Source organism: Agrobacterium sp. B1(2019), from assembly GCF_008274755.1.
GTDB classification, from domain to species: domain Bacteria; phylum Pseudomonadota; class Alphaproteobacteria; order Rhizobiales; family Rhizobiaceae; genus Agrobacterium; species Agrobacterium salinitolerans.
On the sequence record NZ_VTPB01000001.1, the window covers coordinates 121,634 to 135,646 of the forward strand.

Consider the following 14,013-nt stretch of genomic DNA (forward strand, 5'->3'; position numbering starts at 1 on the left):
GACAGAGGCAGATTTATTCTGCCTCTGTCTGTCGGGAAGCGCCGGTCTCAAATATCCTTTGCCAGACGCAGCGCGTCGTAGATCGCCGCATGGGTATTGCGCGCGGCGACCGCATCGCCGATCCGGAAGAGCCGGTAGGCGCCTTCCGGGTTGCGCTCAACCGTCTGGGCCGTTCCCGCAAGCAGGGCGTCATAGGAGATTTCGCCAAGGTTCTTCGAACCGGGCTTGAGTTCGAAATAAAGGTCATCCAGCGGGATTGTGCCGTGGTTGACGACGATCTGGTCGACGGTTCTCGATTTCGCCACGCCGCCATAGTCGCTGCCGACATGGGCGATAAGCTGGTTGCCATTTCTTTCCGCCGCTTCCAGCCGGTAGGTAACGGTGAAGGTGACATCGTGTTTTTGCAGCGAGCGCATATAGGGAACGAGGTTCATGGCCATAACTTCCGGGGCGAAGGCGCGGTCGGGTGTCATGATCTCAACCCTTGCGCCTGCCTTTGCCAGAAATTCGGCGGCCTGCAGACCTGCATGGTCGCCGGCATCGTCAAAAACCAGCACATTCGTTCCCGGTTTGACGTCCCCGGAAATGATATCCCATGCCGAGACGACGAGATCGGCGCCGCTGGAAAGCACATCGGTGTGCGGCAGACCGCCGGTGGCGATGATAACGACGTCAGGGTTTTCCGAAAGAACCGTGTCCGCTTCGGCCCAGTTGTTGAAGTGGAAGGTGACGCCCAGCCTTTGACACTGGCTCATGCGCCAGTCGATGATGCTGATCATTTCCCGGCGGCGTTCGCTTTGCGCGGTTAGCCGGATCTGGCCGCCGGGATTGTTGGCGGCCTCGAACACAACGACCTCATGGCCGCGTTCGGCACAAACGCGCGCGGCCTCGAGCCCGGCCGGACCGGCGCCGACGATCACCACCTTCCGGCGCTCCGCCGCTTTGGGTATCTCGTGCGGCATGGTTTCCTCACGGCCCGTTGCCGCATTGTGAATGCAGAAGGCGAGACCGCCCTGATAGATGCGGTCGAGACAATAATTGGCGCCCACGCAGGGGCGAATATCGTCCTCGCGTTTTTCCATGATCTTGCGCACGATATGCGGATCGGTCATGTGGGCGCGGGTCATGCCCACCATGTCCACCTTGCCGGCGGCGATGGCGTGGCGGGCGGTGGCGACATCGGGGATCTTGGCGGCGTGGAATGTCGGGAAACTGGTCGCGGCGCGGATTTCACCGGCGAAATCGAGATGCGGCGCGTTGGCCATACCTTGGATTGGGATGACGTCGGTCAGGCCCGGGTCGGTGTCGATATGGCCCCTGATGACATTGAGATAATCGATCAGGCCGCTATCCTTCAGGCGTCTGGCGATTTCGATACCCTCTGCCTTTCCGGTGCCGCCCTCAAGACATTCGTCGGCGGTATAACGGACACCGAGGATGAAATCCTCGCCCACGCGTTCGCGCATCGCCCTGAAAACATCGAGACAGAAGCGCATGCGGTTCTCGAGCGGACCGCCATAGGGGCCATCCAGTTCGTTGGTCAGCGGCGAGACGAACTGGTCGATCAGATGGCCATAGGCTTCCAGTTCAACACCGTCCATTCCGCCCGCCTTCATGCGTTCGGCGGCGTCGGCGAAGTCCTTGATGATACGCTCGATATCCCAGTCCTCGATCTTCTTCGGAAAAGCCCGATGCGCCGCTTCGCGATGATGGGACGGCGCAAGGATCGGCAGCCAGTCCCCCTTGTCCCAGCGGGTGCGGCGGCCGAGATGCGTGAGCTGGATCATGATCGCAGCACCCTGTTCATGCACGGCGTCGGTCATTTCCCTAATCCACGGGACGATCTCATCCTTGTAGGCGAGCAGATTGTTAAAGACGGGCGGGCTGTCCCTCGAGACGGCAGCGGAGCCGGCCGTCATTGTCAGCGCAACGCCACCCTTCGCCCGCTCGACCGTATAGGCGCGGTAACGCCCCTTGGGCATGCCGTCTTCGGGATAGGCGGGCTCGTGCGAGGTGACGATGATGCGGTTGCGCAGCGTGAGGTGTTTTAGCTGGTAGGGCTGAAGAAGGGGATCGCTCGACATAGCCTGCTCCAAAAGGGTTTCTGTCCCAAGGCTAAGCGAGAATGTACACTTGTGTCAATTTACAAAACGCCATTGTCTTTTTTCTCGACATAGGTGTACATCCGCTTGTCGCGAAGAGGCCGATTTGCTACGAACGCGTCATGGAAACGACATTGAACGACACCGGCTGGCGTGGATCGCAGGAGGGGTGGCTTGAGGCCGCCTATCAGGCTTTGCTGGAATCGGGCGTGGATTCCGTCAAAATCCTGCCGTTGGCGAAAAAGCTCAATCTGTCGCGCACGAGTTTCTACTGGTTCTTCAAGGACCGGGAGGAGTTGCTGGCCGCGCTCGTCGCCCGCTGGCGGGAAAAGAACACCGGAAACATCGTCAGGCAATCCGAAGCCTACGCCGAGACGCTGGCCGAAGCCATGCTGAATGTTTTCGATTGCTGGCTGGATTCCTCGCTTTTCGACAGCAGATTTGAGTTCGCCGTTCGAAGCTGGGCCCTTCAGTCCGATGAGATTCTTGCGGAAGTTCGCAAGGCTGACGAGATGAGAATGGCGGCGCTTTCACGCATGTTCGTGCGGTTCGGTCACAATGAAAACACGGCGGATGTGCGTGCCCGGACCACCTATCTGGTGCAGATCGGCTACATTTCCATGCAGTCCGAGGAAGATGTGGCAGTGCGGATGCAGAGGATTCCGGACTATATCGCCATCTATACCGGTGAGATGCCGCAGCAGCGCGAGCTTGACCGGTTTTATGCGAGACACGGGTACAGACCGGGTTCATAAACCTTAGGCGACACGTCCATAAGACCTCCCTTTTGCGAAAACACACGCAATGTCGTCGGATTTTGGCAGGCAAGGTGGTAGAAGATGAACTGTCCGTGCGCCCTCGTGCAATGTAGCTGCAACATTCAGCGAACAGTGGTGAGGGTGGCAAGGATTCATCTGGGGAACGTCATTGCGTATCTTGCTTCTTGAGGATGAACCCGAAATGGCGCGCGCGCTTCTTGAAGCCCTGCGTCGGCGCGATGTGCTTGCCGATCATGTCCGCACCATCAGCGATGCTGAAGCCCTTGCGCGGGACGGGTCTTACGATGTTCTGGTTCTGGATCGCCGCCTTCCCGATGGCGAGGGGCTGAATCTGGTGGCTTCGCTTCGCCGGAGCAGGCATTCCGTGCCTATCCTTGTTCTGACGGCGCTTGGAAGTGTCGATCACCGTGTCGACGGGCTCGATGCCGGAGCGGATGATTATCTTGCCAAGCCCTTTGCAATCGAGGAGCTGCTCGCTCGCCTCAGGGCTCTGCATAGACGCGGCCCTTCTCTTTCCGACAGATATACGCATTTCGGAAATCTGAGCATCGATCCGCGCAGCAATGAGGTCAGCATTGCCGGCTCCATCATCGAGTTGCGGCGTCGGGAATATCTGGTGCTGGAGGCGCTGATGCGGCGTCCGAACCGCATCGTCACGCGGTCGAACCTGATTGAGGCGGTCTATACGCTCGATGACGAGATCGAGTCCAACGCTCTCGACGCGCACATTTCCCGGATCAGGAAGAAGCTGGCGCAGGCGGAAGCCTCGGTGGAGATAAGGGCCGTGCGGAATATCGGTTATCTCGTCCGGTTGAAGACATGACACAGGAGCGCAATCGATCCCTGCGATGGGGGCTGATGAAGCGCCTTTTCGCATTGCAGGCGTTTCTGCTTGTCCTTTTTGTCATCCTTCTCATCGGCTGGATATGGATCATCGATCCGCGGCTCGAAGGTGCGAATGAAGAGGCTGCCCGCATCGTCGCGGAGAGTGTGAGAAAAGATGGACAGGGCAGGCCGCAACTTTCGGCGACGCCGGAGCTGGCGGAGCTGAAACGGCGCTATCCGAATCTCTGGTTTGTGGTGCGGGACGCCAATGACATCATCTTGCAATACGGCGTTGTCCCGGGGCCTGCCCTGTCGGCCGTATTTCCCTGGAGTTTTGACCGTGCGCGTCTGGAGGCGGACGGCACGCTTCGCGCCACCGTGGAAAATCGCGATACAGCCGCCGGGCGGCTTCAGTTCATTGCCGGAACGGAGGAAGGAATTCCCAATGACGGGCTGAGTATCTGGATCAATGTTCAGCTGGATCTGGAAAAGGATGCCGAGGGAGCCATCCGTTGGCTGACGGTGCTGCCAGCGCTGGGTTTCATCATCCTCATCGCCGTCGTGCCCATGCTGATCCTGACGGGCATCGCGACACTGCTCGTGACCCCGCGGGCGGTCGGCCGCTCTTTGAGCGGGCTGATGGAAACCGTGAAGCAGGCGCAGTCCATCAATTTCGAGAACCGGTCCGAGCGTATCGATCGTTCGAAAGTTCCCCTTGAAATCATCCCGCTGGTAGATGCCTTCAACGTCGCGCTGTCGAGGCTCGATGACGGGTATAATCGCCGCAACCGCTTTCTTGCCGATGCGGCGCATGAACTGCGGACGCCGATCGCAATCGTACGCACCAGAGCCGACCTCTTGCCCGATGATGCACTGAGCCGTCAGATCAGGGCCGATATCGACCGCTTGACCCGCGTTGCGCACCAGCTGCTGGAAATGCAGGCGGTGGGTGCGGTGAAACTGCCGGCTGAGCCGCGCGATCTCAATAGGCTTGTCGAGCGCATCGCGACCGATCTCGCCCCGATTGCGATGGATGCCGGTTACGAATTCGATTTCGAGCCAGGCGTGGGCGAAGTCGTTTTCACGGTGCAGACTTCGATTATCGAGATGGCGGTCGTCAATCTTGTGCGCAACGCGATAGACCATGCCGGGGGCAAAGGCGCAATTACGATCCGGATCGATCCGGCCGGAGCCATCGAGGTCTGCGATGAAGGACCGGGCATACCTGTTCCGGAGCACGGGCAGGTATTCGAGCCGTTTTACCGTATCAACACGAACTCGCCCGGAGCAGGCCTTGGGTTAAATCTGATCCAGAAGGCGGCGGAGCTTCATTGCGGTCGTGTTCTGTTCCTCGATCTCAACCCCGGCTTTTGTGTCCGGCTTGAAATTCGATCGATAGTTTTGAAAGGCGCTGCGACCGCGCTCTGATAATGAAATTTCTTACGATTCGGTTAAGAAAACAGGTCCAACCCATTTAAATAAATAAATAATTTCTAATAAAATTCGCCCATGTAATGCAGACGCAATTCTCGTGGGGAAAATCCCCTTATCTGCTGAACGCATCCGCATGTCATGTCGGCCGGCGCAGCAGACTAACGGGAGCCGGTTTCCGGTTCTTCAACGCGAACTGAAACTTGGCTGCGCCACAAGATGGCGCATCGGTTTCGTCTGGAGTCATTCATGTCGATCATCAAGAAATCGCTTGTCGCCGTGACCATCGCCGTCGCCGTTGCAGGCAATGCCTACTCCGCTGATCTCACCAACTACAATACGCAGCAATCCTTCGATTATGGCAGTCCGCCAGCCTTCTCCTGGGGCGGGGCCTATGTGGGTGTGCATGGTGGCGTCTCCTCCCCGAAATTCAACCCACTGGCCAGCGGCCGCGGCCTGACGGGCGGTGTTCAGGCCGGTTATAACTTCCAGTTCGGTTCGGGCGTGGTCGGTGCGGAACTCGAAGGGTCCTATCTCGGGAACGAGGCGCGTGTGCCGAACGGCCGGTTGCGGGAGCGTTTCCGTGGCGCGGCCAAGATGAAGGCCGGCGTGGCGCTCGACCAGACGCTCATTTACGGCACTGCCGGCCTGACCACGACGAAGTTCAAGGACGGCAATGGCGTGACGGGTCCCGATGGCTGGAAACAGGGTTATCTGGTCGGGGCAGGCGTTGAACAGAGCTTCGGCGGCGGCCTGTCGGCAAAGTTCGAATATAATTATGTGAGCACGGGAAATGTGGCCACGACGACTTCAAGCGGCAGGTCGAAGACCGATATCAGCGATCATGTCATCAAGGCCGGCCTGAACTATCGTTTCTGATCGGCCCGCCCCATGACAGGCTCAGGGAGAATTTTCAAAAGAAAACCGCCGCTTTCAAGGTGAAGGTGGCGGTACAATAACATGGACCGCAAAACATGCGGCGCCGGATGAAATCCGGAAATGATCATTCGCATTCAAGCGACGGCTGCCGGAAACCTGTTACGTACCACTCGTTGCCGGAGCTGCGCGTGTAGAACGTATAATAGCAATCGATGCGTTCGACATAACCTGGCGTTTCCGACACTTCATATCGCTCACCGCGCCGCGTTGTCCGCACCTCGCCACTCGATGACCCGGAAACAACCTGTGTCTTTTTCTTCCGCCATTGAAAGGCCTGCTGGCCGGGACCCAGGTTATAAATATTGTCCGGCGGCCCATAGTCCAGCATCACGCTGGTAATGGGCGCGCCAATATAGTTTTTCATGACGGTTGAGGCGCAGGCCGTGAGCAGCATGGACGCGCCGGCGATAAGGATGATTGCTGTCGGCACTGCGAGTGAGGCTCTGCTGGACATGGGAATTCCTTTCAGCTGCGGGGACATACCGCAGGGATAGGAACAGCTTGTTGCAAGTACATTGCACGGCAAGATCGCTGGGCGGGCCGTGACTGCCGATTGGTCTCAGCTAGTTCGCCGGCTATCTGCGTCAGAGGCCGGCGATGTTGCGACCGATATGGCGCAGGATGCTTTTGAAGAGTTTCACTTCGGCCGGGTCGAGGCCTTCAATGGCTGTTTTTTCGAACATGGCGGCGATGGGCATAAGTTCGTCGGCCAGTTCCTCACCCTTCGGGGTGAGGGTGATGCGCACGATGCGTGCATTGTCGAGCGGTCGTTCGCGGCTGACGAGGTTACGCCGGACCATCAGCCCCACAAGCCTAGACAGCGTGGAAATCTCCACCGACACCATGTCCGAAAGCTCGGTCAGCGTCTTGCTCTCCTGCTGCCGCAGCGTCGCCAGCACCCGGTACATCGGCAGGGTGATGTCATAGGAGGCCAGTCTCACGGAAAAGCGCTCGCCAAGCCGAACGCCCACCCAGTTGAGCAGGTAGGGTACCGAGTCGGTGAATTGATAGGACACGAGCAAATCCCCGTTTGAGAGCCATCTGCGCAGATGCTGATGCGCGCCTATCGGCTGTACCGGCACAATCCATCCGTTTCAATAGCTTCGCCCCATAAGACGGGGAATGCGGCGTTCTTCCTTTTACAAAAAATGACGAAAAACATTTGCATTGACAAACGTTGCAAATGCAAGTAAATAGAAATGCAGGATTTGGGAGGATCTCATGACATCAGCATTGTTTGGCCTGAGCAGTCTTGCACCCGAAGGCGTCGGTCAGAATTTCCGTTCAACGATGCGTCGTTTTCCGGCAACTGTGACTGTTATCACGGCCTGTGCTTCGGGTGAGCAGCGCGATCACGGCATGACGGTCACGGCCGTCACTTCGGTCTCGATGGAGCCGCCATCCCTGCTGGTCTGCCTGAACAATCGCACCCTGCTGCATGAACTGCTGCTGTGCCGGCCCGATTTCATCGTCAATGTGCTGACGCAGGATCAGATTGCCTTATCGGATGCCTTTAGCGGCAAGGTGTCGCCGGAAGAGCGCTTCCGCGACGGTCAATGGCAGCGCCACGACAATGGCGTTCTCTATCTGCCCACGGCCCATGCCGCGATCGCCTGCCGCCGGGTCGCGGCCATGCCTTATGGAACCCATACCGTCTTCATCGGGCAGGTTGTTTCGGCCGATGTCAGCGAGGCGACACGGCCGCTGCTTTACGAAAATGCCCAATATTGCGCGGCAAGCCCCTCGCACGAACCCGCCTGATTTTCCGCGATCAGAGCATTCCCGCAAGGAGACAATCATGAACGATATGAGCCATGCGCCGCTGCCGGCGCAAACGAACCCGCGTGCCCGCCTCGCAGGCCGCGTTACCGGCATAGCCGATCTTTTCCGGGCGAGCGCCAGGCAGACGGAAGAAGCCCGGCGCGTTCCGGCCAGCCACATCGAGGCGCTGCGCGGCATCGGTTATTTCGATATCGTCAAGCCCCGCGCCTTCGGCGGCAAGGGCGGAGATTTCGCCGAGCTGGTCGAGGCTAATATCGAGCTTTCGGCCGCCTGTGCGTCGACCGGCTGGGTTGCCGGCCTGCTGTCGGCCCATCAATGGCTGTTGGCGATGTTTCCGGAAGAGGCGCAGGCCGATGTCTGGGGTGAAAACCCCGATGCACTGCTGTGCGGTTCCTATGCGCCGGTGAAGATGGCGGAGCTTGCCGATGGCGGTTACCGCCTGAGCGGCAAATGGGCCTTCGCTTCAGGCTGTGAGAACGCGCAATGGTCCCTCTGCGCCGCCATCCTGCCGCCGCAGGGCGAGGGAAAGCCGGTTCCGGCCTTCCTGCTCGTTCCCGCCGGGCAATATGTGATTGAGGACACCTGGCACGTGGTGGGCCTGGCCGGCACGGGTTCCAAGACGCTCGTTCTCGATGATGTCTTTATTCCCAAACACCGGGTTCTGACCTTCCCCGACGCCACCAGTGGCAAGACGCCCGGCGGGCATTATTATGCGGAGGAAGGCCTGTTCAACATGCCGCTTCTGACCGGCATTCCCTCCTGTCTCGCGGCGGCAGGCGTCGGTGCTGCCAGGGGCGCGCTTGCCGCCTATGTCGATCACGTCGGCGGCCGGGTGACGCGCGGTGCGGTGGCGGGCGGCAATAATCGCATGGCCGAATTTCCAACCATCCAGCTGCGTGTCGCGGAAGCAGCGGCGAGCGTCGATGCGGCGTGCGAAATATTGCTGCGCGATGTCGCCCGGGCGCAGGCGCTTTCGCAGGCGAGGATCGGAGGTCGGGCGGAGTTTACCGTGGACGACCGCCTTCTCAGCCGCCGCGGCCAGTCCTTTGCGGTGTCTCTCGCCCTGCGCGCCGTGCAGGCGCTCAACGACTCCACCGGCGGCGTCGGGCTCGATCTTTCCAACCCGGTGCAGCGGGCGTGGCGCGATGCCAATGCGGTCGGCCGCCATATCAGCATGAACTGGGACGCCGTCGGCACCATGATCGGTCAGGGCATGCTCGGGCTGGAACCCAAGGGCCAATATTGATCGCTTCGCAGGCGGCAAATCATACAGTGAATTCGGAGGAAATAACATGCAAGGCAAGGTCGCTCTCGAGGAGCATTTCGCAATCCCGGAAACACTTCAGGACTCGGCCGGGTTCGTACCCGGGGACTACTGGAAGGAATTGCAGCATCGCCTGCTCGACATTCAGGATACGCGCCTGAAGCTGATGGATGCTCATGGCATCGAAACCATGATACTGTCGCTCAATGCCCCTGCGGTGCAGGCTATTCCAGACCGCAAGAAGGCGATCGAGATCGCGCGACGCGCCAATGATGTGCTCGCCGAAGAATGCGCCAAGCGGCCGGACCGCTTTCTCGCTTTCGCAGCTTTGCCTTTGCAGGACCCGGATGCGGCAACGGAGGAATTGCAGCGTTGCGTCAACGATCTCGGTTTCGTCGGCGCGCTCGTCAACGGTTTCAGCCAGGAGGGTGACGGGCAGACGCCGCTTTATTACGATCTGCCGCAATATCGCCCGTTCTGGGGTGAAGTCGAAAAGCTCGACGTGCCTTTCTACCTGCATCCGCGCAATCCGCTGCCGCAGGACTCTCGCATCTATGACGGCCATCCCTGGCTGCTCGGCCCCACCTGGGCTTTCGCGCAGGAAACGGCGGTCCATGCGCTGCGTCTCATGGCCTCAGGCCTGTTTGACGAATATCCGCGTCTCAACATCATTCTCGGCCATATGGGCGAGGGCCTGCCTTACATGATGTGGCGCATCGACCATCGTAATGCCTGGGTGAAGCTGCCGCCGCGTTATCCGGCCAAGCGCCGTTTCGTGGATTATTTCAACGAGAATTTCCACATCACCACCTCGGGCAACTTCCGCACCCAGACGCTGATCGACGCCATTCTGGAAATCGGCGCCGACCGCATTCTATTTTCCACGGACTGGCCCTTCGAGAATATCGACCACGCCTCCGACTGGTTCAACGCGACGACCATTGCCGAGGCCGACCGCGTGAAGATCGGCCGCACCAATGCGCGCCGCCTGTTCAAACTCGACGGGAACTGATCCATGCAGCCGTTCGTCTACACGGCCGCGCCCGCCCGCATCGTTTTCGGCGCGGGCAGCTCGGCGGCCGTGGCGGAGGAAATCCGCCGCCTTGGCCTGTCGCGGGCGCTGGTGCTTTCCACACCGCAGCAGAAGGGTGACGCTGAGGCGCTTGCCGCCCGCCTCGGCCCGTTTGCGGCCGGTGTCTTTTCCGGTGCGACCATGCATACGCCGGTCGAGGTGACGAAAAATGCGGTCGAGGCGTATCGCGATGCCGGGGCGGATTGCGTGGTCTCTTTGGGTGGCGGTTCCACCACGGGTCTCGGCAAGGCGATTGCGCTGCGCACGGACGCGCCGCAGATCGTCATTCCGACCACCTATGCCGGCTCCGAGGTGACGCCCATTCTCGGCCAGACGGAAAACGGCGTGAAGACCACAATGCGCGGACCGGAAATCCTGCCGGAGGTGGTGGTTTACGATGCTGAACTGACGCTCGGACTGCCTGTCGCCATCAGCATGACGAGCGGGCTGAACGCCATGGCGCATGCGGCGGAGGCGCTTTATGCGCAGGACCGCAATCCCATCGCCAGCCTGATGGCGGTCGAGGGGTTGCGGGCGATGATTGAGGCGCTTCCCGGCGTGAAGGCTGGGCCGCGGGATATCGAGGCACGCGAGACCGCGCTTTATGGTGCGTGGCTGTGCGGCTCGGTGCTTGGCGCCGTCGGCATGTCGTTGCATCACAAGCTTTGCCACACGCTGGGCGGCAGTCTCGATCTGCCACATGCGGAAACCCATGCGGTGCTTCTGCCGCATACCATCGCCTATGTGGAACAGGCGGTGCCGGATCTGCTCGCGCCGCTCGCCGCTCTTGTCGGCGGAAGGGCAGGGGCTGGACTTTATGATTTTGCCGCCCGGCTTGGCGCGCCGGCAAGCCTTACGGCTCTGGGGGTTCGGTCGGACAATCTCGACCCCATGGCGGAGCTGGCCACTGCCAACCCCTACTGGTGCCCGCGGCCAATCGAAAAAACTGCGATCCGCGACCTTTTGCAACGCGCCTTCGAGGGCGCGCGGCCGGAGTAACGGGAGGAGGAGACGATGGATATGAAGATGAGCAATGATGACGGCTACTTCATCGAGGAGCGCTCGGCTGAAACCGTGATCGCGCGGATGCGCGATTGTGACGATCCGCGCCTGAAGGAAATCATGGCGGTCGTAACACGCAAGCTGCATGAGGCGGTGAAGGAAATCGAACCGACCGAGGAGGAGTGGATGAAGGCCATTCATTTCCTCACCGAGGTCGGCCAGATCTGCAATGAATGGCGGCAGGAATGGATCCTTTTCTCCGATATTCTCGGCGTCTCCATGCTGGTTGACGCCATCAACCATCGCAAGCCGAGCGGTGCGTCGGAATCGACCGTTCTCGGCCCCTTCCATGTGGCCGATGCGCCGGAAATGCCGATGGGTGCAAACATCTGCCTCGATGGCAAGGGCGAGGATATGGTGGTCACCGGCCGCATCCTCGATATCGAGGGCTCGCCGGTCGCCGACGCGCGCATCGATGTCTGGCAAGCCAATGACGAAGGTTTTTACGATGTGCAGCAGAAGGGCATCCAGCCCGATTTCAACCTGCGCGGCGTCTTCATCACCGGCGAGGACGGGCGCTACTGGTTCCGGGCCGCCAAGCCGAAATATTATCCGATCCCGGATGACGGTCCGGTCGGGCAGTTGTTGCGCGCCATGGGGCGGCATCCCTACCGGCCGGCGCACTTGCATTATATCGTCTCGGCGGAAGGCTTTACCACGCTCGTCACGCATATCTTCGATCCCGATGACCCCTATATCCGTTCGGATGCGGTCTTCGGCGTAAAAGAAAGCCTGCTTGCCGATTTCCAGCGGGTTGACGATGCGCGGAAGGCGAAAGAACTGGGTTTTACCAACGATTGGTTCTGGTCGGTGAACCATGATTTCGTACTTGCCCGATGAGCGGCCCGAGAAACCCAACACGGCTTTACGTGCGTTTCGCCGAAAGCGATCCCGCTATGGCTTCGCAACGTGCAGCCCATCTGGACGCCCACAAGGCCCACCTGCGCAATGGCGACGCGATGGCTGACGGTTTTAGAATTCTCGCTTCCGGCCCAATGAGCGCCGTTTCCGGCGTCTCATCGGCCGCGCTTGTCATTGCCGAAGCTCTCTCGATCGAAGACTTCATCGCTTTCAGCGAGGCCGACCCCTTCGTCATTCACGGTGTCTATAACCGGATTCGTATTTTGAACTGGACGCCGACGCTGTCGACGATTTCCGGGCTGGAGGCCGGCTAAAATTTCGTCGGCGCGGTGCGCTTGGCAGCGGATAATATTTCATTTGCAATTTTTGCAAATGCAACATTTAATCGAAGGCGGGTGATACTGGCGATATGTGGCTTGACGGGAGCGAGATACATATCAGGGTGGAGCAAGCCGGGCACTCACGGAGGATATCGCAGGAACGGCAATACGCTTATCCATTCCGGGTGGCGCGTTCATGCGTGAAAGGGAGGAAGATGTCCACGAATTATCTGAGCGCCGCGTCAGTGCGGACGAAGAACCCGGCCGGCGTTATCGCGACATGCGGCCTGATGATCATGTTTGATGGTTACGATCTTGTCGTTTATGGCGCCGTCGCACCGGCGCTGTTGAAAGAAAGCGCGTGGGCGCTCAATCCGGCGATGGTCGGGCGGGCTGCCGCGTTGACGCTGGTGGGCATGTTGCTCGGCGCGCTTTTTGCCGGCACCATGGCCGACCGCATCGGCCGCCGCAAGGTGGTTCTTCTCAGCCTCGCCGGCTTTTCGGCGATGATGATCGCCTCGGCCATGACGCCGAATTTTCTCGCCTTCGAAATCACGCGCTTCTTCGCCGGTCTCGGGCTTGGCGCGCTGTTGCCGACGGTCACCGCGCTGGTGCTGGAGTTTTCGCCGCCGCATCGCAGGGCGCAAGCCAACTCCCTGTCTTTCCTCGGTTATCTTATTGGCGGCATCATTTCCGGCGTCATGGGCATCCTTCTTCTGGAGACCTACGGCTGGCGGCCCCTGATGTTGATCGGCGGCCTGCCGCTTATTCTTCTGCCGATTTTCATGCGGTTTCTGCCGGAATCGCCGGAATGGCTGGCAAGCAAGGGCCGGCAGGCGGAGGCTGATGGCATTTGCGACAGCTATGGCCTGCAACGCATCGTGCCGCATGCGAAAATTCAAAAGGGCGGCGTCGGCGCATTGTTTTCGGAAGGCCGGATGCTCTCGACGCTGAATGCCTGGGGCATCCACTTCTGCTCGCTGCTTCTCACCTTCGGCATGGTCAACTGGCTGCCCACCATCATGAACAGGATGGGTTATGACATCAGTTCCGCGCTCAGCTTTTCCGTCATGCTCAATGTCGGGGCCGCGGTCGGTATCCTCATCGGCGGGCGATTTGCGGATAAGGGGAACGTCAAGGTGGTCGTGGCGATCCTGTTTGCCATCGGCGCCGCCTCGATCTTTGCCCTGACGGTGAACAAGGGTCCGCTTCTTTATGCCTTCGTCGCCCTTGCGGGTGCGGGCACCATCGGAACGCAGATCCTCGCCAATGTTCTGGTCGGGCGGCTTTATCCCGTCCATATTCGCGGTACGGGTCTCGGCTTTTCGCTGGCGGTCGGGCGGCTTGGCGGCATTGCCGGCCCGATGATCGGCGGCCTTGTGCTGCAGCGGGGTCTGGCGCCGGAGTGGAACTTCTATATTTTCGGCTCCGTCGCACTTGTGGGGCTGATGCTGACGGTATTGACCCTGCTTTACCGCACCTCCGGTGATGCGCGGGCTTGATGAATGAAACGGCCGGCCACGGAGGACTGAACTCTGCGGCCGGACCATTTCCGGTAACGCTACCGAGCGATTTT

The 14,013-nt window shown here is 59.9% G+C and carries 14 protein-coding genes; 11 read left to right on the plus strand and 3 right to left on the minus strand.

All coding sequences use genetic code 11. The annotated features are described in order from the left end of the window. Positions 1-47: 47 nt before the first annotated feature. Complete coding sequence (locus tag AGR1_RS00550) at positions 48-2,084, minus strand: NADH:flavin oxidoreductase (protein WP_149145891.1); 2,037 nt, start codon at positions 2,082-2,084, stop codon at positions 48-50. A 140-nt stretch (positions 2,085-2,224) separates the two neighbouring features. Between AGR1_RS00550 and AGR1_RS00555 the strand changes: the two genes are divergently transcribed. The 4 genes from AGR1_RS00555 to AGR1_RS00570 all read left to right on the plus strand — a co-directional run bounded on the left by AGR1_RS00555 (position 2,225) and on the right by AGR1_RS00570 (position 6,016). Next, positions 2,225-2,857, plus strand: a complete 633-nt coding sequence (locus AGR1_RS00555; protein WP_187772004.1) for a TetR/AcrR family transcriptional regulator — start codon at positions 2,225-2,227, stop codon at positions 2,855-2,857. Positions 2,858-3,029: 172 nt separating this feature from the next. Continuing rightward, the gene (locus AGR1_RS00560) at positions 3,030-3,704 is read left to right on the plus strand and encodes a response regulator transcription factor (RefSeq protein ID WP_149145892.1); all 675 of its coding nucleotides are present in this window, start codon (positions 3,030-3,032) and stop codon (positions 3,702-3,704) included. 35 nt (positions 3,705-3,739) lie between these two features. Continuing rightward, positions 3,740-5,134: a HAMP domain-containing sensor histidine kinase gene (locus tag AGR1_RS00565; RefSeq protein WP_187772005.1), complete on the plus strand. Its 1,395-nt coding sequence runs from the start codon at positions 3,740-3,742 to the stop codon at positions 5,132-5,134. Positions 5,135-5,386: 252 nt separating this feature from the next. Next, positions 5,387-6,016, plus strand: a complete 630-nt coding sequence (locus AGR1_RS00570) for an outer membrane protein (protein ID WP_149145894.1) — start codon at positions 5,387-5,389, stop codon at positions 6,014-6,016. A 124-nt stretch (positions 6,017-6,140) separates the two neighbouring features. Here the strand turns inward: AGR1_RS00570 and AGR1_RS00575 are convergent, their stop codons facing one another. Continuing rightward, a complete protein-coding gene (locus AGR1_RS00575) occupies positions 6,141-6,530 on the minus strand; it encodes a hypothetical protein (RefSeq protein WP_149145895.1) in 390 nt (129 codons plus the stop codon). A gap of 130 nt (positions 6,531-6,660) precedes the next feature. Further along, positions 6,661-7,092, minus strand: coding sequence for a MarR family transcriptional regulator (locus tag AGR1_RS00580; RefSeq protein WP_004433168.1), 432 nt, complete (start codon positions 7,090-7,092; stop codon positions 6,661-6,663). Positions 7,093-7,297: 205 nt separating this feature from the next. Here AGR1_RS00580 and graD point away from each other — a divergent pair, with 205 nt between their 5' ends. From graD to AGR1_RS00615, 7 genes are all read left to right on the plus strand, one after another. Beyond that, positions 7,298-7,837 (plus strand): FADH(2)-dependent resorcinol hydroxylase reductase component, encoded by a 540-nt coding sequence (gene graD, locus AGR1_RS00585; RefSeq protein WP_149145896.1) that lies wholly within the window; start codon positions 7,298-7,300, stop codon positions 7,835-7,837. 37 nt (positions 7,838-7,874) lie between these two features. Next, a complete protein-coding gene (gene graA / locus AGR1_RS00590) occupies positions 7,875-9,104 on the plus strand; it encodes an FADH(2)-dependent resorcinol hydroxylase oxygenase component (RefSeq protein WP_149145897.1) in 1,230 nt (409 codons plus the stop codon). Positions 9,105-9,150: 46 nt separating this feature from the next. Continuing rightward, positions 9,151-10,134, plus strand: a complete 984-nt coding sequence (gene tsdA / locus AGR1_RS00595) for a gamma-resorcylate decarboxylase (protein ID WP_149145898.1) — start codon at positions 9,151-9,153, stop codon at positions 10,132-10,134. Positions 10,135-10,137: 3 nt separating this feature from the next. Then, the gene (gene graC / locus AGR1_RS00600) at positions 10,138-11,193 is read left to right on the plus strand and encodes a maleylacetate reductase (RefSeq protein ID WP_149145899.1); all 1,056 of its coding nucleotides are present in this window, start codon (positions 10,138-10,140) and stop codon (positions 11,191-11,193) included. 15 nt (positions 11,194-11,208) lie between these two features. Continuing rightward, positions 11,209-12,096, plus strand: coding sequence for a hydroxyquinol 1,2-dioxygenase (graB, locus tag AGR1_RS00605; RefSeq protein ID WP_149145900.1), 888 nt, complete (start codon positions 11,209-11,211; stop codon positions 12,094-12,096). Beyond that, positions 12,093-12,431, plus strand: coding sequence for a YciI family protein (locus AGR1_RS00610; RefSeq protein ID WP_149145901.1), 339 nt, complete (start codon positions 12,093-12,095; stop codon positions 12,429-12,431). Before graB ends, AGR1_RS00610 begins: the two co-directional genes overlap by 4 nt. Positions 12,432-12,652: 221 nt before the next feature. Then, positions 12,653-13,939 (plus strand): aromatic acid/H+ symport family MFS transporter, encoded by a 1,287-nt coding sequence (locus tag AGR1_RS00615; RefSeq protein WP_187772006.1) that lies wholly within the window; start codon positions 12,653-12,655, stop codon positions 13,937-13,939. Positions 13,940-14,013 lie beyond the last annotated feature (74 nt).